The organism is Allomesorhizobium camelthorni (assembly GCF_011045125.1).
GTDB classification, from domain to species: Bacteria; Pseudomonadota; Alphaproteobacteria; order Rhizobiales; family Rhizobiaceae; genus Allomesorhizobium; species Allomesorhizobium camelthorni.
This window is the reverse complement of sequence record NZ_JAAKZF010000046.1, coordinates 22,143-45,180: the sequence shown is the minus strand read 5'-3', so window position 1 is coordinate 45,180 and position 23,038 is coordinate 22,143. Positions and strand designations below refer to the sequence as shown.

The window sequence follows — 23,038 nt, the reverse complement described above, 5'->3', positions numbered from 1 at the left end:
AGTAGCGGACCATTGCCGGTGATGCCGCGAAGGTCGCATCTCGGACCCGGTGCGTACCTCTGTCGGAGAGCGTCCTGCCACAAATCCTGGACGCGTCTCTGACGTTCAGCAGCCTGTGCCTTTGTCGTCTGAACGCCCCCCGACACACAAATCCACATAGATTCGGGTCAGCTTCATCCTAGCCTCTGGATCGCCTCGACTGAACGTCTTTGCCGATTAACAAGAAAGCTCATGCGTCGCGCCAAATTTGTTACCAACGCTGCACCTGCGTCTTTACTGGGAGACGAGCCAAATGAGCGTTGCACAAAATCTTGCAAGCGACAGATCTGTCTCTGGCACGTCGCATCTTTGCATCTGCACCGGCCGCGTCCAGGAAACCCATAACGTTTTCACTCTGGTTTTCGAGCGGATCGACCGTCAGACATTTAATTTCCTGCCGGGTCAGTTCGTCACGATCCGCTTTTCATGGGACGGCCGGATTTTTTCGCGGGTCTTCACCATTGCGTCACCGCCAACCCGTCCCGAGCGGATCTCCTTGACGATCAAAGCGGCGACGGATGGTGAGGCAACGCGAATTCTGCATGGCCACTTCCATGAAGGCTGTGGGGTCGAGATCAGCGAGGCCATCGGAGAATTTACGCTCCACGGACGCGCCGTTGAAAAGGCGCTGTTCCTATGTGCCGGGAGCGGGATTACCCCGCTCATGTCGATGGTGAGGACGCTGCACGACCTCGGCGAGGAATTGGACCTCTGCTTGATTCAATGCTCGCGGACACCGAGCGACGTCCTCTTCGGACAGGAACTGGCGATGCTGTCGCGAAGCATGCCCAAGATGCGGGTCGAAACGTTTTGCAGCCGACCATCTGACCTTAATTCGAATCGTCCGGGTCGGCTCAACAAATCGCAGCTGGCGCTGCTTGTTCCGGATGTGTCGGATCGGACCGCTTTTGTTTGCGGTCCGACAGGTTTCATGGCGGTGATGCGTGGTCATTTGCTTGAGCTTGGGATTCCGGCCGACCGGATTTTCGAAGAAGCTTTTGGCCCCCGGCCAGCTACCACGAGTAAGACATCTGCCGGCGAGAAGGCGGTTGTTTCCTTCGAGCGCTCCGGCTTTCATGTGGAAGCAGACGAGGATACGACCATCCTGAACTGCGCCGAGACGGCAGGGATTCACATCGAGACTGCGTGCCAGATGGGTTTGTGCGGGACGTGCAAGGTGAAGCTGACGCGAGGCGAAGTCGATATGAGTGATATGGGCGGATTGTCCGAGGTGGATTGTCAGGACGGCTTTATTCTTGCTTGCTGCAGCAGGCCACGGGGCCACGTCACAGTCGACTTGTAATCAATTCTGCTAGGCCGCCATCAGTTTAAGCGCCTTCAGAAGGCGAATGTGCGTATGGGAATGGTGGTGCCTCACATGCACGGCAGAATAGATCGGATGAGAGATCTTCGGCGCATCTGCAACAGTCTGAACCACCCCCTCCTGCCGCAATTTGGTGGCAACGGTTTCGGTAACGAACGCTGTCCCACCCCTGCTCCGCAATAGGTAAGCAACGGCTCCGCCATTTCCGGTCGATACCGGGCTATTTTCCAATTCCGGCAACATCTGCTTGTGGGCACGATTGAAGTAGGCGGAATAATTGGCGCGGATATAGTCCGATGGCGTGATCTCACTGAACGCAACTCGGCGCGTGCTGACCATCAGAAAATTCTCCTCGGCAATCTGCTCATAGTGCATGTCCGGCAGATGCTGCGGCGAGTAAAGCACCGCCAGATCAAGACTCCCTGTAGTCAGGTCCAGGATCATCTGGTTGGAATAGTCGATCTCGACATAGATGGCCAACTTTGGCATCGTCGCTCGCACCCACTCCAGCCACGCTTCCAGCACACGTTCGTAGAGTTCGTGCTGGATACCGATGCGAATGAGGCGGTCGAATTTGCCTACGGACTGGATTTCGCGGCGGGCGTCAAGCCACCGTAGCTTAACTGCACGCGCGTGCTCCTCGAACCTTATGCCCGCTACGGTCGGTTCAGTGCCGCTTTTGTTGCGGATGAAGAGCTGCTTTTCCAGCAGCGTTTCAAGCGAACGGATCCGGCTCGAAACGGTCGACTGCGTGACGCCCAAGCGCTCTGCCGTCCTATTGAAGTTTCGGGTCTCGATTAGATCAATGAACGTGTCGAGCAGTTCTATTTGCATCTCATCCATCCAGCAGAACTAGAAATCCTCCCAACGGGTATCGCTTTTTAGCCCCGGCTCACAATGGCTAATCGGAATCTTCGATTAAACTCATGCCTCCGCCTGCGTTGTCGGATATGCCTCCAAAGCGCACGTTTGTTGGGTCTTTCACGATACCCTTCTAGGCAGGTGACACATCAATGTTCATCGTCGATACGGACGTACACAATTACTGGTCGAGTGCTGAAGTTCTTCTTCCCTATCTCGAGCCCTACTGGCGCGATTTCCTTGTCCGCGGCGAAAAGCCGGGTCCGACCGGGAGTTTCCCTCATGGGCATCGGCCATGGTTGCATCCGGAGGGATTCTCTCGGCACGACATCAAACCGGAATCCGAGGAGGACAACTACCTAATCATGAAGGAGAAGCACCTCGATTTCTACGATATCGACGTCGCAATCCTTACCGCGGATGAGCCGCTGGAAGCCTCGACATTGGCCAACTATCACTACGCAAACGCGCTGGTGAAGGCCTACAATGATTACATGATCGAGTGGTGGCTGCCGAAAGACAGGCGCTTCAAAGGTTCGATCATCATCTCGCCGACGGACCCGCATGGTGCCGCAGCTGAGATACGGCGCATCGGTGGCCACAAGGACATCGTCCAGGTGCTGGCAAGCCACGGCTCGCAGCGTCCCTATGGCGATCCGTTCTACCACCCGATCTTCGAGGCCTGTGCGGAGGTTGGGCTGCCCTTTGCTATTCATTTTGGCGGCCAAGGCGGCGTGAACCACAACGCCGTCGCGAGCGGACCGACGGCCTACTATTGGGAGACGCATGCGCTTCTTAGCCAGCCCGCCATGACCCACGTGGTGAGCATGATTTCCAATGGCGTGTTCGAAAAGTATCCCGACCTCTACTTCATCGTCATTGAATGCGGCGTTTCGTGGGTGCCGTCGTTGATGTGGAGATTGGACGCCAACTTCAAGGCGCTTCGCAAGGAGACCCCATGGCTGAAGATGCTGCCGTCGGAATATTGTCGCCGGAACGTTCGGTTCAGCACACAGCCCCTCGAGCAACCGCAGAACGTCAAGCATCTTTGGGAGACGCTTGAACATATGGATGGCCAGAATACGCTGCTCTTCGCGTCCGACTACCCGCATTGGGATTTCGACGCGCCGACCAATCTCCACATCCCGCCGGCCTGGCGCGACAAGGTGATGGGTCTGAATGCGCTGGAAGTCTACAAGCGCATAGACGCTCCGGCCGCCACCGCGAGGGTCGCCTGATGACCGCCACGGCAACCGCCACCGCACGAACCTTTGCCTGCAAGGTCGCCGAGGTTGCGGTCGGCAAGCCAAGGATCGTTACCATCGGCCGCATCAGCGTCGGCATATTCCAGCTCGATGACGGCTATGCCGCTCTGCTCAACATCTGTCCGCACCGGGCAGGCCAGCTTTGCGAGGGACCGGTGTGCGGAACCACGCGGCACACCGACAGGGCGGAGTTCATCTACGAACGGGCCGGCGAGCTCATTCGCTGCGCCTGGCATGGATGGGAGTTCGACATCCGATCTGGCAAGTGCCTGGTCGATGAGAAGCTCAAGGCACGCATCTTCCCCGTCCATGTCGACGGGGAAGACATCTATCTCGAAATGGGCCGCTGACCGCCACAAGTCGCAGATTTGGAGATTCGACAATGGAAACCGTGAAGTTCACCCAGATGAAGGATGGCGACCGCGAGGATTATGCCTTCCTGACCGAACATGAAATTGAGTATGCCGCCGGCACGTCCGACCGGCTGCTCGCTGCCATGGTCGATCTCGATAAATCGCTGTCAGGCTACAAGGTCACGCGGCTCGGCCATTCGCTGCAGGCCGCCACGCGCGCCTGGAATGCCGGGGCCGATATCGATTGGGTGGTGTCGGCGCTACTGCACGACATCGGCGACATCTATGCTCCGTACAATCATGACGAATACGCTGCCGCCATCCTGCGTCCGTTCGTGCGCGAGCAATGTGCCTGGGTGGTGGAGAAGCACGGCGACTTCCAGTTGGTCTATTATGGCGAGCATGTCGGCGCGAATCCGCACAAGCGGGACGCGTTCAGGGACAATGCCTATTTTGATGACTGCGCGGAATTTTGCGAAAAGTGGGACCAGGCGAGCTTCGATCCGGACTACCCGACCAGACCCCTGGAGTTCTTTGCGCCCTTTGTGAGAGAGGTCTTCGCCCGCAAGAGCTATGACCCCGCAGTTATCAGAACTGGCGAGCGAATGGTGATGTCGGATGACCTGATTGCTGCCAAACGTTCAACATCGTGATGCCGCGGCGACAAGCAGGTCGCCGAATCTTTTATGCCAAGCGAATGTCTGCAAGCGGGGGCAACCGCCTCGCTCGTGTGAGAGAGGTAGACAGCAGCGATCCACCCCAGTTCGGACCTTTCGATGATTGGTGGCCAAACGCGCTTTCTCCACCCTGCAGGGGGAACTGAGAGTGCTACTCGATCAACCCCATGCGCAGCGCCTTGGCGACGGCGTGCATGCGGTTCACCGCGTTCAGCTTCTGCGCGGTGTTGGTGAGATACTGATTGGCGGTGTGCACCGACAATTTCAGCAGCCGGGCGATGTCCGCGCTCGTGTAGCCGTTGGCGGTCAGTTTCAGGCATTCCAGCTCGCGCTTCGAGATCGACGGCGCCTTGCCGAATTCGCCCGGTCTGATGCGCGACACGGCGCTGAATAGCGAAAAGCAGCGCGCATGGATTTCGTGCAACTGGTCGGCCGGCAGCGCGATTTCGGGGCCGTAGAAAACGGCCAGGCCGCACTGGCCACGCTCGGCATAGGCCGGAAAGGCGATGCCCGAGGTGCCGGGAACGAGCTCGGCGGTTTCGATCGCGCAGTCCAGCGTCTTGAAAGCGAGTGCCGAGGCGGCAAACTTATCGCTGCTCCACCAGCAGGGCAGCGTCGACATGCGCGCATGGCGGACGATGTCCTCGCCATTGCTTCCGGACACGAATTTGGTCGGGACCGACACCTGCGGGTAGTCGGAATCGAAGCATGGCACCAGGCGCGCCCGCTCCATGGAAGGGCTGACGAAGAACAGCCCGAAGGCGGCTGCGTTGAGGTCGATGGCGATCCAGCGGCAGCGCCGAACGGCGTCGGGTATGGTGACCGCCTGATGGCTGTCGGAACTCAGCGAAAAGGCGCCGAAAGGATTGCGGTGTTCGCCGAACAGCGACTGCGCGATGCTCTTGACCTCTTCCGGTTTCAAATGATGCCGCTCCTGATCGCGGTGGCCACCGCCGCAGCGCGGTTGGGCGCGGAAAACTTCTGGATGGCGTGGGTGATGTAGCTGTTGACCGTGTTGGACGAGACGCCGAGGATCACCGCCACTTCGTCGGTCGTCTTGCCTTCCGAAACCCAGAACAGGCATTCGCGCTCGCGATCCGAGAGCGGGTCCTGGAGCGCTGCCGCAGCCAACAGCTCGGGCACCTGCGAAAGGGCATAGCAGCACTGCATCTGCGCCTGCATCAGGTCGGACGGCTCGATCCTGCCGGCAACCGCTGCCGAAAACATCAGGAACAGGCGCTGGCGGCCGACATTCAGCTTCAGCGCGAAAATCTCGCAATGGCCGAGCACGTCGAGCAGCTTTGCCTCCTCCGCGCCCAGCACGTCCGGCAGAGCGGGCGCATCCGAAGTGACGATGCCGCGCGGCCGTATTCCCGGCGAAACGGCGAGCGGGCTCTGGGCGAGGCCGGCGATCAGCCTGTGGCCGGCAAGCTCGATCGCATCGAAGATCCAGTTGGAGGCGATGATGCGCGCATCGTTCCTGTCACGGTCGTGGACGATGGCGACAAGCATGTAGCTGTCGGCGTTGATCTCGCTGGTCAGCTCCATCAGGAAGCTGGTCAGATCGCCCCGCGAAGCCAGCCTGACGGCGAGCGGCTTCGGGTCCGGAATCTGCGCTGCAAGACTGTTCATTGCCCCAAGTTCATTGCCCGAATCGATATAACCGCCGGTCGCCGGATGCCCGGCGGCCGAACCCGAAACGCATCAACTGATACGAAAACACTTCACAGGCGCGGAGAACCGCGCCATCGGTCGAATCCCTGGGGAACACGCGAAACCGGCCGCGCCTGCACCGGAAAAAACTCCGGATCGTCAGACTTGTTGGTGGTTGCCAAGCCCCCCACGGACCGGCTGATTCGGGTCTAATCTAACGCAGACGAATCAGACATCAAACTGGAAATTGCTAAAAATTTAACCATAGGGTTGTGGTCGCTCGGATTGCGATCCAGCGGACATGGATAGGCCTTGCCACGCGCGGCGTTACGAGGCATTGCCGGAGCAGTCGCCAGGGAGACGCAATCCGATGAAACGGTCCCGCATCAACGAGATCATCCGCGAGGGCGACGCCTTCATCCGCTCCTTCGGCTACATCATGCCGCCCTTTGCCTACTGGTCGCCGGAGGAACTGAAGTCGCGGCGGCCGGAAGGCATAGTCGGCGCCCGCCTCGGCTGGGACATCACCGATTACGGTCAGGGCAAGTTCGATGAACTCGGCCTGTTCCTGTTCACGGTGCGCAACGGCCGCGCCGAGGACCTGGCGCGTGGCACGGGCATGCTCTACGCCGAAAAGATCATGATCTCGCGCAAGGACCAGCTGTCGCCGATGCACCGGCACGTGGTGAAGGCCGAGGACATCATCAACCGCGGCGGCGGAAAGCTGGTGCTGGAGCTGTTCATGCCGGCGGCCGACGGCGGCATCGACCGCGAGGCGGAGGTGGTGGTGCCCACCGACGGCGTCATCCGCAAGCTGCCAGCCGGCGGTCTCCTGAAGCTCGATCCGGGCGAGAGCGTCACGTTGCTTCCGGGCGTGTGGCACGCGTTCTGGGGCGAGGGCGGCGACGTGCTGATCGGCGAGGTCTCGACCGTCAATGACGATTTGACCGACAACATCTTCGCCGATCCGATCGGCCGCTTCTCCAATATCGAGGAAGACGAGCCGCCGCTGCGTCTGCTTGTTTCGGACTACGACCGCTGGATCGACGGCAAGGCCTGACGGCCGTCGGACGCCAGCGTCAGTCCGCCGGCTTCATCTCTCCAAGCACGGTCGGGATCAGCTCCGAAACGGTCGGATGGATGTGCACGGCGCGCTGCTGCGTCGTGTAGGGCGCTTTCGCGTACATCGTGTCCAATATACAGTGGATTGCCTCGTCGCCGCCGGTTCCCAGGATGGCCGCGCCGAGGATTTCCTTGCTGTCGGCGTCGGCGACGATCTTCATGAAACCCTGCGTCTCACCTTTTTCGACAGCGCGGGCGACCCTCGTCATCGGGCGCATGCCGATGAGGAGGTTCCTGCCTGATTTCCTCGCCTCGGCCTCGCTCATCCCGGCGCGGCCGAGCGGCGGGTCGATATAGAGCGCGTAGGCGGGCAGGCGGTCGCTGACACGGCGGCTGTCGCCATCGAGCAGGTTCGCCGCCACGATCTCGAAATCATTGTAGGAAGTGTGGGTGAACGCGCCCTTGCCGTTGCAGTCGCCGAGCGCCCAGATCCCGGGGACGCTGGTGCGCAACTCGTCATCCACGGTGATGTAGCCGCGCTCGTCGGTCTCGACGCCGGCATTGTCCAGCCCGAGGTCGTCCGTGTTGGGCCGGCGGCCGACCGCCAGCAGCACATGCGAGCCGAGCACTTGCCGGTCGCCCGAGTTGCAATCCACCCCGACGCAGACCTCCTCGCCGCGCGGCTCGAAGCTGATGCATTCGGAATTGAGACGGATGCCGATGCCTTCCTTCTCCAATATGTCCTTCACCGCGGCGGAAACGTCCTCGTCCTCGCGCGCGATCAGGCGCGGGCCTTTCTCGACGACCGTCACCTCGCTGCCGAAGCGGCGGAACATCTGTGCGAATTCGAGGCCGACATAGCTGCCACCGATCACTATGAGGTGCCTGGGGACGAAGTCCACATCCATCATCAAGCTGTTGGTGAGGTATTTTATCCGGTCGACGCCGGGCATTTCCGGCACGGAAGCCCTGCCGCCGACATTGATGAAGATGCGGTCGGCCTCGAGCAGGTCGTCGCCGGCGCGGACCTCGCGCGGCGATTCAAACCGCGCATGGCCCTCGATGACCGTGCACTTCTCCATGCCCTTCAGCCAGCTTTCGAGATTGCCGCGGGAGTTGAGCGTGATCTTGTCCTTGCGCGCCTTAACCGCCTTCATGTCGACGCCGACGCGGCCGCCGTGGGTCACGCCGTAATCGGCCGCGCGACGCGCGAGGTGGGCCGCGTAGGCGCTGGCGACCATCGCCTTGGTCGGCGTGCAGCCGGTGTTGACGCAGGTGCCGCCGAAGAATTTGCGCTCGATGAGCGCGACGGTCATGCCGGCGGCAGTGAGCCGGCCCGCAAGCGACGGCCCCGCCTGGCCTGCGCCGATGATGATGGCGTCGAATTTTTGGGTCATCGCGTTTTCCGATTTTCCCCTGCGGGCATACTCTTTCCCAACCGGCGACGGCTGGCAATGGCTTGAGGGCGCTTCGAGCGTTCGCTGGGGACGCAACGTCGGCACGACGCCGCCTGGGATCTCGTCTAAACTTACGACATGTCGGCCCGACTACAACGAAACTCTGCTCGATGTGTTCGCATATGATCGGCGCCCTGAGAATCATAACGCACCGCCATCACCAGTGCGAAATGCGTGTCGCAGGCGCAGGAGGCTGATAATTTGGTACCTCAATGTATTGAAGGCGGAGGCATGTTCCATCATCGCTACCCCAATCGGCCGCAGGACAATTTCGACGAACCGGAAACCGCGTTCGCCGCGCTCGCACCGCCCGATGGGAAATCGAAACCGGCGAATTCAGGGGCAACTTCCTCCAAGCACATTCGATGCTCGGTCAGACCAAATGCCGCCGTGCCACTGTCGCGCCGCTGGGATGACGTGCTGTGAGCCGCCTCGTGGTCATTTCGAATCGCGTGTCCTCTCCAAGCAAGCGCGCAGTCCAGGCCGGGGGGCTCGCCATCGCCATGCAGGCTGCGCTCTCCGAGCATGGCGGCCTCTGGATGGGGTGGTCCGGCAAGTCGAGCGGCGCGCGCGATCCGGGCAAACCCATCTTTCGCGAGGAAGGCCGCGTCACCTATGCGCTGACCGACCTTCGCCGAGCCGACATCGATGAATATTACGCCGGGTTTGCCAACAGCGTGCTCTGGCCGCTCTGCCACTACCGGCTGGACCTGACAGACTATGCGCGCAAGGACATGGCCGGCTACTTCCGGGTGAATCGTTTCTTCGCTCAGCAACTCGCACCCCTTCTCAAGCCCGACGATCTCGTCTGGGTCCAGGACTATCACCTGATCCCGATGGGGTCCGAACTGCGCCACATAGGCGTGAAAAACCGCATTGGCTTCTTCCTCCACATTCCATGGCCGCCGCCGGACGTGTTTTTCGCGCTGCCGGTCCACGAGACAATCGTGCGCGGCCTGACTGCCTATGATCTCGTTGGCTTTCAGACGCAGTTCGACGCCGATAATTTCGCAAGCTGCCTCGAGCGTGAGGGCATCGGCCGGGTGCTTGGGGATGGCTGGTTCGAGGCCTATGGCCACCGCTTTCGCGTCGGCGTGTTCCCCATCGGAATTGACACGGCGGGTTTCGCCCAGCTTGCCCAGAACGCGGTGCGAAGCGGTTCGGTCCGCAAGATCGAGGAGAGCTTTCGCAATCGCGACCTGATCGTGGGTGTCGACCGGCTCGACTATTCGAAGGGCCTCACGCACAAGATAGAAGCCTTCGATAAGTTCATCGCCGCCAATTCCGCCTGGCAGGGACGCGCGACGCTCCTGCAGATTACGCCGAAATCGCGCTCGGAAGTGCTCCAGTATGCCACCATGCAACGGCAGGTGGCCGAGTTCGCTGGCCGGGTCAACGGGCAACACGGAACGCCGGACTGGGTGCCAATCCGCTACGTGAACCGGTCGATCGGCCAAGCGACGCTTGCCGGGATCTACCGCGTGGCGCGTGTCGGCCTTGTCACACCGATCCGCGACGGCATGAACCTCGTCGCAAAAGAATATGTCGCTGCCCAGCGCTCTGAGGATCCGGGTGTGCTTGTGCTGTCGCGCTTTGCTGGCGCGGCTCGCGAACTCGATGGGGCGATCCTTGTCAACCCTTACGACATAGAAGCCGTCGCCAACGCGATCGCCCGATCGCTGTCCATGTCGATGGAAGAGCGCCGCAAACGCTGGAAGCAGATGATGGACCACCTGCTGAAGCATGACATCTCAAAATGGTGCCGGGATTTCCTGGAAGCATTGCGATAGCCGTGAGCGGAAACGGTACAGCGCGGGCAATGATTGTCAGTGTTGGCCGCGTTGATGGCGAGGCGCGATTCTTGGTCCCCGATGACATCCAATGGGGAAATCCACTGCTCATGCAATGTGTTCCATAGGTCTCTCCCATTGCAACCCATTCGGCAGTCACGGTTGAGGGGTCGGCACGGCCGTCAGCACGGCGGCGCCCGCGGCAAGCGCAAGAAACCGGAAAATCCCCCTCTATCATTCTGGTTTTGAAACCGGGCTGGGCGGCATTTCAAGGCGGGTGCGCGTGTACCCACAACGAGATTTACACCACATGCGGCTCAGTTCTTTCGCTTGGGAATGCTGACAATCCGCGGAACCCGGAAAGCCAGGGGATGAGCATCGACCGGCTGCCGTGACGCGCCCGGCGGATCGAGCTCCTGCACCGGCAGCCGCAGATAGGCGCCGTCTCGTATGCCTTGAAAAGTCTGTTCGACCATCGCGCTGAAACCCCCGCCATGCATCCCGCTCAGGAACGCCAGCGTATAGGCGGCCTTGCCGGAAAAGGAGAATGAGCAGTTGTCGAACGAGCAGCCCGAGAGCACCGGCGGGATCCCTCCACCGTAGTTCAGTTCGCAGCGGTCGAAAGTGCAGTTCTCGAAGCGCTTGCCGTCGAGTGAGAGTTGCTTGCCGCGATAGGTCTTGCCGGTTTCGTGCACGCCGGTCCAGCCCCTATTGGACGGCGTCCAGCTTGTCGATGGCAGCGGTAAAACCGTTCAGGGATAATGGGATGGCGACCGGCTTTCGTGTGACCGATTCCATGCCGATGTTCAGATTGGTGCCGGTCTTCAGCGCCGCGTCGAGGGGTACCGCGGCATAGGCGCCGTTCTGGTCGCTGGTCTGGATGGCCACCGCTTTCTTTTCGCCCGCGTCGATCTGGTAGGAGGCGCCGGCGGGGATGAACAGGCCGTGCGGAAGCGCAAGCAGCATGGCCATCGCCCCGTCCTTCGCCTGCTTCCTGATCGTCACCGTCAGCACCCGCTGTCCGGTCTTGGCTTCGGTCAGGTTCTGCGACATCTGGCATTCGAGCGCGCCGCCATTGGCCCCGCTGGCGCAATTCACGACCCATGCGTTCACCGGTTTCTCGGGCGCTGGCGCTTCCGCCTTGGGCGTCTCCTGCGCGAATGCGGGGCCTCCCGTGCCGGCTGCAAGCGCCAGCATGACGGTCACGCCCAATGCATATTTTGAAAACGAGCCTGCGTCGCCGAAAGTCATAATTCGCGATCCATTCAAAGTCGGCCAGTTCGGGCGCGACGCTTCATGGTGCGAATTAGTACAGTCCTTGTTTGCAAGAGGAAAGACCGGCGGTTGCTGAAAAGATTTCGCCGAATGTGGCGGGAATGCCACATGAACCCGGCTTTTCCATGTCAATCGTCCGCTTTCCGCAATTCCCACTCGCAAACCGAGGCAAAATATCTACGGTGCGCAATGCGGGGTTGTGCAAAGAGGCGGCAGGGCATGCATTCGGGGGGACCGTCGCGTCAGACACGATCGCGTGCAGCGTTCGCGGCTGATAATGCCCGTTTCGACCGGATCGGCTGGCGCGATTTCTCGCGGCATCTGTTGAAAACCTCGGCTCTGTCCACCATAGCAATCGCCGGTTCAGGCGCCGCTGCGGCGGCGCAGGAAGGCGTTCTGTGGCAGCCACAGGTGCAGACCATCATCGGCGCGGATGAGCAGGGCGCCTACACCTCGCTCGAAGGCTTCATTCCGCTTGCGCAGACGCCCGATTCGGTCCTGTTCCTCGATTTGCGGCTCAAGCACGACTTTTCCAACGGAACCGGCGGCGATGTCGGCCTCGGCTTTCGCCATGTGGTCGATCCCGACCTCATTCTCGGCGGCTATGCCTATCTGAACGTCGATCGCTTCGACGGGCATCAATATACCGGCGCTACCGTCGGCCTCGAGGCGATCGCCACGAAGTTCGACGCCCATGTCAACGGCTACCTGCCGTTCGGCGATACTTCCGAAACGACGTCCAGTTCGTCGTCGAGCCTGTCTCTGGTGGACAATTCTAGCGGCCCGGGCAGCCAGCTAATTGAACAAGTGTTGACGACCAGAAATCGACAGGCGGGCAGTCCCTTCTGCCTCCATTCCCAATCACGTTCGACGGTGTGCCGGTCCTGTGGGACGGCCTCGGCGTGTCGCTTCTCGGCGTTCAGCGCGCGTATAATCACCGGTTCGCCGGAGTGGTGAACGAAGGCAACGTTGGCTCGATCATACGAGGGCCAAACGGCGTCGATCTCGGCGACAACGATTTCGGAGATGACGGCGGCTTTCTGCAATCTAACGGCTTGATAAATGTCCGGCTGGACATATCGACTTTCCCCACATGGGCGTCTCGCCCACGAGCGAGGGCGCGGTTCCCCCGCTTTGGCGTGTTCGGCAACGGCATGACCGGCGGTACTGGCATTCGCGTCAGTGGTACGATGCTTTGCACGCTGGAGGATTTGGATTTCTCCTACCTCCCGGATTGGGCCTACTATATTGGCAGCCGTGGCGACAGCTCGCCCGGTTCGGCCAACGGCAACATCCTGCGCGACCTGTTCTCGACGCGGTGCGGCACTGCTGGCGTTGGCGGTGGCGGCTCCATTACCATGCCTGACGGTTACGTCGGGCAGTTGCAATCGGGCGGCAATTTTGGCCGGGGTCTGCACTTTTCCTCGTGTGGCAACATCTCAGCGCAGCAAATCCATGTGTGGGACAACGACGAAGACAACATTCTGTTTTCGGCGTGCACCGGAATGTCGGCGCACGTCATGTCTTACGATGGCTACAAGACAAATATTGCCATCACCGGCACACGAAGCCTTATTCTGACGGGCGAGAGCCACCACCCGAACCGCTCGGCGCAGACGACCGACAGGGATAGCTCAACCGTCTATTGCGACGCTACGAGCGATGAAATCACTATCGCCGCATTTCGGGCGGCTGGAGACAGCTACGCCCTGCGCTACGAGCAGTACACCGCATGGACGACGCTCGAAGCCGGCATCACTGTAGGCACCATTCGGGTGAACGCCAACAAGCGTTACACGGCGACGACTGCTGGCACGACCGGTGCGACCCCGCCGACACACACCACCGGCACCGCGTCGGATGGCGGCGTTACGTGGGATTTCGACCGGGGGTACGGCCTAAAAGGGCTGGTGTTCGCCAACCCCACCGGCAGGCTGACGCTGGAAGGCGGCGGGGCTTTCATTCGCCACCGCACGCAGAACTACGACATCGCCACCCCTAATGTGTTCGGCGAGTATGACTATGCGAACAGCTTCTCGACGGCTGGCGGCGCGAACATCAACATGTTCGATGCCGGTGAAGCTGGGGCGGTATGGCGCGTCAGGGCGTCACGGGCCGGAGCCAACACGGACGGGGTGATAGCCACCGTGTTTGGCGGCGCCGCCCCGGTCATCGCCGGCAAAGCCCAAAGCGGCACGTCGGTCGATCTCAATCTTAGCGGCTCAACGGTTCGTGCAAACAACACGACGGGCGGCACCTTCACCATGCTCAAGCAATGGACACGCATCAAATGAACGGACGACTTCTCGGGCCGCGCATCCTCGTCAAGCAGATCGAGGAAACCAACACCACGGCGGGCGGTATCATCATCCCTGACCAGTATCTGGAGCGCCCCATGCAGGGGCGCGTGATCGCGGTCGGGAGGACTTCCGAAATCTGGATCACCCGATATTTTTCGCCTTCGATCTTCATTGCCGGAGAACTGCCCGAACATGACGCGCTCGCCGGGCTTCACGGTGATTTTCCAGAACGTCGAATTGACGTAGCTGATAATGGCCTTTGCCGAGTGATGGATTGACACCATTCGGCACAGCGGCCATCTGTCGGCGATGGTAGTAATAGACCGCATCGACGCCTCACGCGTTCCCTTCGATCAATGGGCGTCCCTGGCCGGTGGTGGAACAGTCGTCCTTGACTACTCCATGGAGGCTGCTCCCCTAATCCCGGAAACGCTGGAGAACATCAGCGCCGCTGTAAAGGGGCGGGTTGTGGTGCTGGCCCAAAACCTCGAATACGTGGCGGAGCTCGAAGCGCTCGACAATCCACGGTTTCGGGCTGTCTATTCGCACCGCTTCCTCGAAATGGCCAACAGCGCCTTCAAAGCCATTCTGGCTGACCCGGTAAAACTGGCGACATTAAAGAACCGGCGCAGGCCGGGAATGACGCAGCGGCACTACACATGCCTGCTGAATCGCGCTCGACCCCACCGGCTGGCAATGTTCGGATGGTTGAAGCGGCGTGGCTATCTGGAGCGGGGGAATGTCAGTTTTCACGGCGCGGAGTGCCGCCATTGAGGGTGTCGGCGCCGCCGCCGCCCTTCAACTCGTCATTGCCTCCCAATCCGAAGATGGTGTCGTCGCCGCCGAAGCCGAAAATCGTATCCGCGCCGTTCGTCACGCCGTCGTTGGCATCGAGGGTTTCAGGATTATCGGTACCGAAGACATTTGCCATGCGCTGACCTCCCGTTTGTTGTAGCCATCTCGAACAGCCTTCCGGTTGCCGAGCATGGCTCTGTCGTCCTGTTCAGCGAAATGGTTCATTGAAAAGCACGCGCGAGGTGCCGTTCTATGAAGTCGTTCACACGCATGCGCACGGGGCGAACGCTCCCGGCGTCGTACAGTCGCTTGAAATACATCATGCTGCGGCCGCGCATCGCTTCCCGCGCGGCCGCCAGAAGGACCGGATTGACGTCGGCGCTGTCGGCAGACCACGCATTGAAGACGATACAGTCGCCGTCCCTGGCTTCGGCATCGGAAAAGCCGCCTCGGCCCTCGACCCAGGCCTCGGCTGTCTCCCTGCTGGTCAGGGCCCAGCCAAGAAATCCGACCACCTTGTCCTGATCGTCAAGCACAAATCGATAATGCTTGCGGTTGATCTGCCCCACCAGAACGCGCGACCAGTCCCCGAATTTCAACTGGGCGAAAGCCGGCTTGGTCATCAGATGACTGACGGCCAAACCCAGCGCAACGGTCGGGCTTTCGGGCCGGAACAGCCGCAGGGCAGGGCGCCTTTGTTGCGCGGCCGCCCCGTTCACGGTCTCGATAGCCTGCATTCCCCCGCCTCCACGGCAATGCTCCTGGGCCTGTGAAGTACGTCCAGTGAACAATCAGACAATACTATCGCATTTTTGCTAGGTTGCCAAATGTTTGATGATGCCATTCCGGAACACTATAAGATAATTGCGTCTGAGGCGGCAGCAACCCGAAATAAGGCGGCTTCACAGCCATCCTGTTAGAAGGGTGTTAGGCAGATCGCGGCTGCATGGTGCGATGCCGAAATTTATTCTACACTATCGATGTCCCCGGCAGGCTCGACGTTCTTTGACAAACATCCGCGGGTTAACCCGGACGCGTTGCAGGGATCGAACGGGCACACGATGCAAGATGCTTCGGCCCGACCCTGCGGCGGCCCGGTTAGGGAGCGCCTAAACTAGACATGATCCCATAGGGGGTGGGAAGCGAGCGGTCTGGTTGGCTGATCTATTTTCGCGCCAATTTTGCTCTTAGCAAATCAGCCCGGGATTGGACGTCGCCATACTTCTCTTTCGCGTAGATGCGGTGGCCTGGCGCTGCAACTGCAAAGTTTGTTCCATCGCCTGAACTATCTGGCTCGAACTTGATGACCAGATCAAAATTCAGCATGAACTTACCGCCCTGCGCGTCAGTCAGTTCCAGCCACATTCCCACACGCTCCAGTTTTGAATTCAATCAAAGGTAATCAGACGTGGCGCGCGGGGGCAAGGAAGCTGACTCAGCGGCTGCTGCAAGGGAGGGCTATAGGGCAGACCAGTGGAAATACGCCGCCACCCCCATTCGCGGCGGCGGCGAGGAGCCAAGCCGGTATCGAAGGCCGCCAGAGCGCGTAGGCGGCCAGCGCAAAGGCAACGAGCGACGCTATACCCACAATCTGCCTTCCCCCATCCGTCAGCGCGACAAGCGCCCCCGCACCGAGTATCGCGATACGCATCAAACCTTCAACCACGCTCTGTATGCCCGGTCGCTCACGAACATCGACCGTGAGAGTGATTATCGCGGCCGCTCCACCGCTAAGCACCGTAACCGTTGCGATGGAAATGAGAGCAAACTGTGATTCCATGTGGACCTCCTGTTGGAATAGGAGGATTTTCCCATACGGCTGAGGGGTGTGGATAAAATGGTCCTAAAAATCCGCTGAAACCGCAGAATTCTAGGATTTGCAGCGCGAACCTATCCACACCATCACTACCGAAACGCTCGCCCAGTCGCCCGTACGGTCGACCAGCAATTGGTGACGTAACTCAACCCTCCCTTGTCGTACTTCACGGCGGCAACACCGGCCGCACCGAGGTTGGCCGCCTTCTGCTTCAACTGAATAAGCGTTTTGGCTTCAGTCGGTGCGGGGTCGAGCAAGCTGTTTTTGCACGATGTCCCGTCAACTTCGCCAAGATCAAAGGCGCCCTCCGGAATGGTTGCGGCTACGACAACTGTCCCAACCTGCGTGTCGTTGGTCTTTACGATGCCTGCGGCTGGCAAGAGTCCGATCACGGCGAGATTGCCTTTACCCGGCGTTTGAGTACAGCCGGCAAGAACCGCGCACGCCGCGGCAAGTATTAAAATGCGTTTCATGATTTCGCCCTTTACCTCTATTTACCGTTGCATGCCGGCAGGCCGAAGTCGACTACAGTTCGCCCTTCTGGATCCATCCTTACCTTGTTTCTGCAGCCTTCTTCGCTCTGAACTCTTCAAGAGCTTTCTTCTTTTTTGCTGCCCATGCGTCGGAATTCGCCCTCGCCTCGGCGCGCTTCTCCTCAGGTGTGAGGCGAGGGCCTGCGGTTGGATCCTTGTCATGGCGCTCATCTGCTTCTGCAAGTGCGGACTTCCGTCGATTCTTCGGCTGCCATATCTTTTCCTCGCCATCCGGCTTCGCCATTGCAAAACCCGCCGTGATTCCGAAGTACGCTTCATAAAACTTCCTGACCAACGGCACGGCCCGCCCATCATGAAAAGCGTCGACAGCGGGAAATCCCTTTCGCTCCAGTGTAGGCAGACGCTCCTTCCTCCACCGCTCCGCCCGCGCCTTACCGACGATCGCAACTGCGATCTCAATGTCGGTTGCGAACAGCGGGAGCTTATCGAGCAGGTTGTTGGTTACGAGGTAATTCCGATCATTCATCGGCTGCAACCGTAGGTGCCCACCGCTTCATTCGATCAATATGCTCCTCCCGAAGTCGATGCTTGCGCTCGTCTGTCCAATAGGCAGGGTCTCGATTTCGAATATCGAGGGTTTCGACCTGGGAAGCAGTTTCCGAATCGGTGTGTTTGGCGGTTTTCACCTCCGACTTGGCAGCGGCTACCGCGGCCCGCTTCGCAGCCTTCGTATCAGCCCTAGCTCGGGCGGCTTGTCGCCTCTCTTCAAGGCGACGCTCTCTCGCTGCCGTTTCCCGCTCCTTGCGCAAGCGAGCGCGCTCCTCGTGCAATTCTCGTTTCTTGCGGGCGTACTCACGAAGCCATACGCCGCTTGCACTAGGAAGTTCTGCTTTTACGGTCACAGGTCTCGGCTCCTTGGCCTCAACCCTCAGCACTTGCCACAAATCCAGCAAATCCTGTTCCGAGAAGCGGACGGTCCGGCCGTATGCAGAACAGCACCCGTAACGCTTGCCCAGAGTAATGGCCGTGCGTCTGGTGATCCTTAGCCGAGCGGCGGCTTCGTCTTCTGTGTAGATGGTGTCTAGCTTGCCTTCATCGTCGGTCATGGATAAAGGCTTCCCATGCCGCATTTGTGGAGCCAAGCCATTGGTTTTGCTAGGCTATTTCGCCTACGAAGTCAAGGTCAATATGCCAAAGCGCCTACGGTTGCCGATCCCTCAGCCGCACACCAGGACCATTGCCGTTCTGGTCGATGAAGATGACGCCGGCCGATTCAAGGGTAGAGCGAAGGGCGGAGACGGTTCGAGGCAACAGTTCCTCCCCACGCTCTAGTCGCGATACGGTATCAACCGCCACACCAGCTTTTTTTGCTAGGTCGCGGACACCCCATCCGACAGCCGCTCTCGCCATTTTGCACTGGACGCTATTCATCGTGACGATGTACCGATTTCGGGTTGACGTACTTACACACTGCTGATATCGGTACATTGTCATGAAAACAGAACACATGCAATAAGGAGCCGCGCAATGAACGCACACATGGTTAACGACGGCAGCCACGAAGCACCCTGGCAGTTCGAGCTAGGCGCCTGGATCACACACAAAGACCAGTCGATGCCGTCCCTCGTGCTAAGCCGGTTCCGCGCCGGTAACGCCAAGGGCAACAAGCTTGAACTTTACGGCGTGCGATCGTTCGCCGCCAATGACCCCCACCGCGATAGACTTATGGTAGGCGACAGCCTGAAGCCGATCGACGATGCCGCAAAGTCAATTTGCCTGGCGCATGCGACTGGCCTGGTCGACGGGTCGGCTACGGTCTGATGGGCAAGGGCGGACCACGCCCTGAATTGCGCACCATCCTGCGTGAAAAGCAGGATGGCCGCTGCTGCTATTGCCGCATCAAAATGCGGATCTGCTTTCCGAACAGCAGGCGCCCGGACGCTGAGACGCTGGAGCATCTCGATCGTCGCGCCGACGGCGGGCGAAATGCCCCCGACAACATCGCCTTGGCCTGCCGTGATTGCAACACCGGGCGCGGTAGCATCGATTGGCTGAGCTACACGACGTTGAAGCGCGGCGAGCACTATGAAGCTGGACGATAGAGAACCCGTTGCGGGAGGGGGGATCACGCAACGGGTTTTCTCGATGCCCGGCCAGCCGGGCGGTGGGGGAAATTCCAGGCCGACCGGCCCTGATCGGCGAGTTGCGGTGCCGATGCGTCAAGCTGGAATGGAAACGAGGCAAACATGAGGCATGCTGAACGTCAAACAAAAAAGCCCGCTGCGGGAGGAGGTGCAGCGGGCTTCTATTTGGGCGAACTCGGGAGGAGGTGAGTTCGCTGTGCGCCGGCATCGCATCTGGGAGGAGTAGATGGCCGACAACTAAAATCTACGGCCACCACACGACTCCGCAATGCACAATAAGTTTATCGCAAATGCGAAAACGTCACAGACGCCGCTATGCAGCCTTCTTGCGACCGCGGCCTTTCCGCTTTTCGGCAGGCTTCCTGCCGAGACCAATGCTCTTGGCCAAGGCCGAGCGGGAGGCGGCATAATTAGGCGCCACCATCGGGTAATCGCTCGGCAGGTTCCACTTAGCCCGGTATTCATCGGGGGTCATGCCGTAGCTGCTCATGAGGTGGCGCTTGAGCGACTTGAACGGTTTGCCGTCCTCTAACGAGATTATGCAGTCCGGCGTCACTGATTTCTTAATCGGCACGGCCGGCTTCTGCGGTTCTGCCTCGGCAGGTGTGGCGCCATTCACCTGGCCAAGTGCAGTATAGATGTCGGCAATCAGTTTAGGCAGTTCGCCCACCGGCACCGGGTTATTGCTCACATAGGCGGCCACAACGTCGGCGGTGAGTTCGATCTGCAATTCGTTCTTCTCGGCCATTGCATTCTCCTGTATGTGCCCGCGGCGTCGTTTAGCCGCGAACGCGTTGGAGGGCAATTGGATTGGGGCATCTGGCTATCCGGCCACCAGTGTTCCAACGTGTCCGATCGTGATCTGCGTAAATCGCGAGATAAATTGCAGGTCCGCAAATGTTGGGCTTGGATCACCGCGCTTGCGCGACTTCGCGTACTCCCTCGTACTTAGCTCCTCGCCGCGCCTCATTATCTCAATAACGGCACGTGGATCCGGCCCGAACAGCGAAACGGTGACCCAATCGCCGTCTTCGCCCGAGAAGGAGTCGGCAGATGCTGGTACGGCCTCTAGCAGCGCGGCGAGCGCATCTCCAAATGTGCTCCCGCGCGTGATCGTTTCTTGGCCCACTCCAAAAATTAATGGCTTGCTGGCGGGGAGCAAGGCGTACTCCCTCACGGTGGCGGCACTGTCCTTAACGTTCCTACTTCCGGCGACCGCGATTATGAGGTTCGCAGCGTCTTGGAATGTGACGCGCGACACGCCCCGCCCCCTCATGGCGGGAGTGCGCAGCCCGACTTCGGCAAGATTCCTATCGTGTACAATAACTGTTGGTTCGGGCACGCCGGTTTCGCGCGCAATTGCTGAAACTAGCTCTTTCGGAGTTGCCACCTCAAATCATCCCCATCCGGCCGCGTTCGGAATATATCTATTTTGTGCATCACACAAATTCCCTTTGACTTGCAAGGCGAAAACGCCTATATCGTGCAAAATACAAAATAGAATCGCGAACGGCGTTACAAAAAGGGGAGGCCCAACTTGTGACAAACGATGAAAAGACGCCTTACCGCATGAACGATGCGGCTCGGGCAGCGCAAGCGCGATTACGCAAAGCTGGCACGCTTATCAAAAAAGGCTTCCAGCCAACTTACGACCGCGCTGACGTTCTGGCCGGGATTCTTCTCAAGCATCTGCCCAAGGATGAACTGACCAAAGTGAATCTCCTTCTGAAAAAGGGCATAGACCTCCCGCGCTTGATGCAACGGACTGCAGAATGACCACTGCCGTTGCACGCGCCAATGCGCTGGATCTAAATCCCGCAACCTTAGCACTCCGGGATTTCGTGCGTGCGCTAGCTGTTCGCCAGGCGCGGATAGACGCCGCAAAGTTAGTCTCAGCTAACGACAACGATCCACCCATACAATGAAACGAGCAGCGATTTACGCTCGGTTCTCAACCGACCTACAAAACGACCGCTCAGTTGAGGATCAAATTTCGTTGTGCGCTGCATACGCGGCGCGCATTGGATATACGGTCGTCTCGACGTACCACGACAGGGCGCGTTCAGGTGCCTCTGTTTTCGGGCGCGCCGGTTTGGCACGCCTAATCGCAGCTGCTGAATCCGGTGCCTTCGATGTGTTGATTGCAGAGGCGGCCGATCGAATAAGCCGCGACATGGCGGACCTCGCCGGCATTCATAAAAATCTCGAATTTCGCTCGATTGAGATCAACTGCGTCAACGGCGGCAAGCTAGATACGCTGCAGGTCGGTGTACATGGCCTGGTCGGGCAAATGCAGCGCGAAGAGGGAGCCAGAAAAGTTCGACGTGGCCTTATGGGCGTCGTCAATGACGGCCGCCACGCTGGTGGAAAGGCTTACGGATATCGCCCAGTTCTTGGCAGGCCAGGTGTTTTGGAGATTGTCGATGAGGAGGCCGCGATTGTGCGGCGCATCTTCGCCGTTTACGCAGCGGGAGTCTCGCCACGGAATATTGCGGCAAGCTTGAACGCGGAAGCCATTCCTGCTCCTCGGGGCAAGCGCTGGAACGCATCGACGATTAACGGCAGTGGCAAGCGCGGCCACGGAATTCTGCGCAATCCGATCTATGCAGGACGCAACGTCTGGAACCGCGTTCGGATGATGAAAGATCCGTCTACCGGAAAGCGCGTGTCGCGGGTCAATCCCGAATCTGAGTGGCACATCGCGGAAATGCCTGACCTTCGAATTGTCGATCAGGAACTCTTCGACGCTGTTCAACTTCGCAAAGCTGAACGAGGGGGTACGCATGGCGTCCATCTCCCCCGATCGTCACGGCCCCTATCAGGGTTGTTGAAATGCGGGGCTTGTGGTGGGGGCATGACGACAGTTGGCAGAGATCGGAGCGGACCTCGCCTTCAATGCTCTACATATCGTGAGAGTCGTTCTTGCTCCAATGGCGCCCGTTACTATGTCGAGAAGGTCGAGCGCCTTGTCGTGGACTCGCTGCGACATCAGCTGGCGAGCCCTGCATTGATTGCTGACTATGTTTCGGCCTACCGCGAGGAGCGAAGGAGAATCGAGGCTGATGCCAGGCGAGACCGGGCGCAGGCGCAGGCGCAGGCTAAGCTCACGGATGCGGAGGCACGGATTCAGCGCCTCGTTTCTATGGCTGGAAAAGGTCTGATATCCGAAGCAGAGGTGTCTACCGAGATCTCCCAGCTACGGGCGCAGAGAGATCGGTGGCGAGCGGCCGTGGAGCTTGCCGGCAGTGATACCAACGTCATCGAGTTCCGGCCTCAGGCTGTCGATCGATTTCGACTGAACCTGGAAGAACTCGCCACTGTCCTTGTCGAAAAATACGCTTTGCCAAATCTGGCAATCACCAGCACCTTCCGAGAACTTGTTGAAAGCGTCGTGATAAGTCCACGAAAAGCCGGCGATGAATACGAGGTGCGAATACGCGGACACCTCTCTCTAGCCTGCTTGACGCCGAGGTGTCGGCTGTATTGATGGTAGCGGGAAGTGGACTCGAACCACCGACCCCAGGATTATGATTCCCGTGCTCTAACCAACTGAGCTATCCCGCCACGGGGCGAAGGTCCAAAGGATGTTCGCCAAGGTCGGCCGGGATATAGTGGCGCTGGGGTCGGCCTGTCAAGCACGGAGCGCGGCGCCGGTCGCGACAATTCATGCTCGCAAACGGGCCTTTGCCTGCAATCAATCGTGTCGGAGGCCGGGCTTGAGTTCGGACCGTCG

30 protein-coding genes and 1 tRNA gene are annotated in these 23,038 nt (G+C 59.7%); 15 read left to right on the top strand and 16 right to left on the bottom strand.

Translation table 11 applies throughout. From position 1 onward, the window contains the following. Positions 1–292 precede the first annotated feature (292 nt). Complete coding sequence (locus G6N73_RS24355; RefSeq protein WP_165032364.1) at positions 293–1,342, top strand: flavin reductase family protein; 1,050 nt, start codon at positions 293–295, stop codon at positions 1,340–1,342. A 9-nt stretch (positions 1,343–1,351) separates the two neighbouring features. Here G6N73_RS24355 and G6N73_RS24350 read toward each other — a convergent pair whose 3' ends face one another. Further along, on the bottom strand, positions 1,352–2,197 hold the full coding sequence (locus G6N73_RS24350) for a LysR family transcriptional regulator (protein WP_165032362.1): 846 nt from the start codon (positions 2,195–2,197) through the stop codon (positions 1,352–1,354). Positions 2,198–2,376: 179 nt separating this feature from the next. Here G6N73_RS24350 and G6N73_RS24345 point away from each other — a divergent pair, with 179 nt between their 5' ends. The 3 genes from G6N73_RS24345 to G6N73_RS24335 are packed head-to-tail and all read left to right on the top strand — an operon-like array spanning position 2,377 to position 4,495. Further along, complete coding sequence (locus tag G6N73_RS24345; protein WP_165032360.1) at positions 2,377–3,462, top strand: amidohydrolase family protein; 1,086 nt, start codon at positions 2,377–2,379, stop codon at positions 3,460–3,462. After that, positions 3,462–3,839 carry a Rieske (2Fe-2S) protein gene (locus tag G6N73_RS24340; protein WP_165032358.1) on the top strand — a complete coding sequence of 126 codons (378 nt, stop codon included), beginning with the start codon at positions 3,462–3,464 and terminating at the stop codon, positions 3,837–3,839. Before G6N73_RS24345 ends, G6N73_RS24340 begins: the two co-directional genes overlap by 1 nt. Before the next feature lie 32 nt (positions 3,840–3,871). Then, positions 3,872–4,495 (top strand): HD domain-containing protein, encoded by a 624-nt coding sequence (locus G6N73_RS24335; protein WP_165032353.1) that lies wholly within the window; start codon positions 3,872–3,874, stop codon positions 4,493–4,495. A gap of 175 nt (positions 4,496–4,670) precedes the next feature. Here the strand turns inward: G6N73_RS24335 and G6N73_RS24330 are convergent, their stop codons facing one another. Continuing rightward, positions 4,671–5,441: a helix-turn-helix transcriptional regulator gene (locus tag G6N73_RS24330; protein WP_165032351.1), complete on the bottom strand. Its 771-nt coding sequence runs from the start codon at positions 5,439–5,441 to the stop codon at positions 4,671–4,673. Further along, complete coding sequence (locus G6N73_RS24325) at positions 5,438–6,151, bottom strand: helix-turn-helix transcriptional regulator (protein WP_165032349.1); 714 nt, start codon at positions 6,149–6,151, stop codon at positions 5,438–5,440. Before G6N73_RS24325 ends, G6N73_RS24330 begins: the two co-directional genes overlap by 4 nt. 391 nt (positions 6,152–6,542) lie before the next feature. Between G6N73_RS24325 and G6N73_RS24320 the strand changes: the two genes are divergently transcribed. Continuing rightward, complete coding sequence (locus G6N73_RS24320) at positions 6,543–7,232, top strand: D-lyxose/D-mannose family sugar isomerase (protein WP_165032347.1); 690 nt, start codon at positions 6,543–6,545, stop codon at positions 7,230–7,232. A 19-nt stretch (positions 7,233–7,251) separates the two neighbouring features. On the opposite strand, the gene G6N73_RS24315 is transcribed toward G6N73_RS24320, so the two are convergent. Then, entirely contained in the window at positions 7,252–8,631 is a 1,380-nt protein-coding gene (locus tag G6N73_RS24315) for an FAD-containing oxidoreductase (protein WP_165032345.1), read from the bottom strand. 234 nt (positions 8,632–8,865) lie between these two features. On the opposite strand from G6N73_RS24315, the gene G6N73_RS24310 reads away from it, so the two are divergent. After that, positions 8,866–9,117, top strand: a complete 252-nt coding sequence (locus tag G6N73_RS24310; protein WP_165032344.1) for a hypothetical protein — start codon at positions 8,866–8,868, stop codon at positions 9,115–9,117. Next, entirely contained in the window at positions 9,114–10,481 is a 1,368-nt protein-coding gene (gene otsA / locus G6N73_RS24305; RefSeq protein WP_165032342.1) for an alpha,alpha-trehalose-phosphate synthase (UDP-forming), read from the top strand. The genes G6N73_RS24310 and otsA overlap by 4 nt, the downstream gene beginning before the upstream one ends. Before the next feature lie 317 nt (positions 10,482–10,798). On the opposite strand, the gene G6N73_RS24300 is transcribed toward otsA, so the two are convergent. After that, entirely contained in the window at positions 10,799–11,176 is a 378-nt protein-coding gene (locus G6N73_RS24300; RefSeq protein ID WP_165032340.1) for a hypothetical protein, read from the bottom strand. 13 nt (positions 11,177–11,189) lie between these two features. Beyond that, the gene (locus G6N73_RS24295) at positions 11,190–11,732 is read right to left on the bottom strand and encodes an invasion associated locus B family protein (RefSeq protein ID WP_165032338.1); all 543 of its coding nucleotides are present in this window, start codon (positions 11,730–11,732) and stop codon (positions 11,190–11,192) included. A gap of 243 nt (positions 11,733–11,975) precedes the next feature. On the opposite strand from G6N73_RS24295, the gene G6N73_RS24290 reads away from it, so the two are divergent. The 4 genes from G6N73_RS24290 to G6N73_RS24275 all read left to right on the top strand — a co-directional run bounded on the left by G6N73_RS24290 (position 11,976) and on the right by G6N73_RS24275 (position 14,830). Then, on the top strand, positions 11,976–12,713 hold the full coding sequence (locus G6N73_RS24290; RefSeq protein ID WP_165032336.1) for an inverse autotransporter beta domain-containing protein: 738 nt from the start codon (positions 11,976–11,978) through the stop codon (positions 12,711–12,713). Then, positions 12,659–14,050 carry a hypothetical protein gene (locus G6N73_RS24285; RefSeq protein ID WP_165032334.1) on the top strand — a complete coding sequence of 464 codons (1,392 nt, stop codon included), beginning with the start codon at positions 12,659–12,661 and terminating at the stop codon, positions 14,048–14,050. The genes G6N73_RS24290 and G6N73_RS24285 overlap by 55 nt, the downstream gene beginning before the upstream one ends. Then, the gene (locus G6N73_RS24280) at positions 14,047–14,334 is read left to right on the top strand and encodes a hypothetical protein (RefSeq protein ID WP_165032332.1); all 288 of its coding nucleotides are present in this window, start codon (positions 14,047–14,049) and stop codon (positions 14,332–14,334) included. The genes G6N73_RS24285 and G6N73_RS24280 overlap by 4 nt, the downstream gene beginning before the upstream one ends. A 124-nt stretch (positions 14,335–14,458) precedes the next feature. After that, on the top strand, positions 14,459–14,830 hold the full coding sequence (locus tag G6N73_RS24275; protein ID WP_165032330.1) for a hypothetical protein: 372 nt from the start codon (positions 14,459–14,461) through the stop codon (positions 14,828–14,830). Here the strand turns inward: G6N73_RS24275 and G6N73_RS24270 are convergent. From G6N73_RS24270 to G6N73_RS24240, 7 genes are all read right to left on the bottom strand, one after another. Continuing rightward, a complete protein-coding gene (locus G6N73_RS24270) occupies positions 14,799–14,987 on the bottom strand; it encodes a calcium-binding protein (RefSeq protein WP_165032328.1) in 189 nt (62 codons plus the stop codon). The two genes, G6N73_RS24275 and G6N73_RS24270, sit on opposite strands and share 32 nt — an antisense overlap. Positions 14,988–15,072: 85 nt before the next feature. After that, on the bottom strand, positions 15,073–15,588 hold the full coding sequence (locus G6N73_RS24265; protein WP_165032326.1) for a toxin-activating lysine-acyltransferase: 516 nt from the start codon (positions 15,586–15,588) through the stop codon (positions 15,073–15,075). A gap of 427 nt (positions 15,589–16,015) precedes the next feature. Further along, positions 16,016–16,216, bottom strand: a complete 201-nt coding sequence (locus G6N73_RS24260; RefSeq protein ID WP_165032324.1) for a hypothetical protein — start codon at positions 16,214–16,216, stop codon at positions 16,016–16,018. 70 nt (positions 16,217–16,286) lie between these two features. Then, positions 16,287–16,631 (bottom strand): hypothetical protein, encoded by a 345-nt coding sequence (locus G6N73_RS24255; RefSeq protein ID WP_165032322.1) that lies wholly within the window; start codon positions 16,629–16,631, stop codon positions 16,287–16,289. 125 nt (positions 16,632–16,756) lie between these two features. Continuing rightward, positions 16,757–17,140, bottom strand: a complete 384-nt coding sequence (locus G6N73_RS24250; protein WP_165032320.1) for a hypothetical protein — start codon at positions 17,138–17,140, stop codon at positions 16,757–16,759. Between the two features lie 79 nt (positions 17,141–17,219). Beyond that, entirely contained in the window at positions 17,220–17,687 is a 468-nt protein-coding gene (locus G6N73_RS37150; RefSeq protein WP_246252522.1) for a hypothetical protein, read from the bottom strand. Then, the gene (locus G6N73_RS24240) at positions 17,680–18,267 is read right to left on the bottom strand and encodes a hypothetical protein (RefSeq protein ID WP_165032318.1); all 588 of its coding nucleotides are present in this window, start codon (positions 18,265–18,267) and stop codon (positions 17,680–17,682) included. The genes G6N73_RS37150 and G6N73_RS24240 overlap by 8 nt, the downstream gene beginning before the upstream one ends. 421 nt (positions 18,268–18,688) lie before the next feature. Between G6N73_RS24240 and G6N73_RS24230 the strand changes: the two genes are divergently transcribed. Beyond that, a complete protein-coding gene (locus G6N73_RS24230; RefSeq protein ID WP_165032316.1) occupies positions 18,689–18,982 on the top strand; it encodes a hypothetical protein in 294 nt (97 codons plus the stop codon). Then, positions 18,982–19,263, top strand: a complete 282-nt coding sequence (locus G6N73_RS24225) for an HNH endonuclease (RefSeq protein WP_165032314.1) — start codon at positions 18,982–18,984, stop codon at positions 19,261–19,263. Before G6N73_RS24230 ends, G6N73_RS24225 begins: the two co-directional genes overlap by 1 nt. A gap of 355 nt (positions 19,264–19,618) precedes the next feature. On the opposite strand, the gene G6N73_RS24220 is transcribed toward G6N73_RS24225, so the two are convergent. Next, positions 19,619–20,053, bottom strand: a complete 435-nt coding sequence (locus G6N73_RS24220; protein ID WP_165032312.1) for a Ros/MucR family transcriptional regulator — start codon at positions 20,051–20,053, stop codon at positions 19,619–19,621. Between the two features lie 75 nt (positions 20,054–20,128). Beyond that, positions 20,129–20,695: a hypothetical protein gene (locus tag G6N73_RS24215; RefSeq protein WP_165032310.1), complete on the bottom strand. Its 567-nt coding sequence runs from the start codon at positions 20,693–20,695 to the stop codon at positions 20,129–20,131. Between the two features lie 149 nt (positions 20,696–20,844). Here G6N73_RS24215 and G6N73_RS24210 point away from each other — a divergent pair, with 149 nt between their 5' ends. After that, a complete protein-coding gene (locus tag G6N73_RS24210; protein ID WP_165032308.1) occupies positions 20,845–21,081 on the top strand; it encodes a hypothetical protein in 237 nt (78 codons plus the stop codon). Positions 21,082–21,226: 145 nt separating this feature from the next. After that, on the top strand, positions 21,227–22,792 hold the full coding sequence (locus G6N73_RS24205) for a recombinase family protein (protein WP_246252518.1): 1,566 nt from the start codon (positions 21,227–21,229) through the stop codon (positions 22,790–22,792). On the opposite strand, the gene G6N73_RS24200 is transcribed toward G6N73_RS24205, so the two are convergent. Next, a tRNA-Met gene (locus tag G6N73_RS24200) sits at positions 22,793–22,869 on the bottom strand. It abuts the gene before it with no gap. Positions 22,870–23,038: the final 169 nt, after the last annotated feature.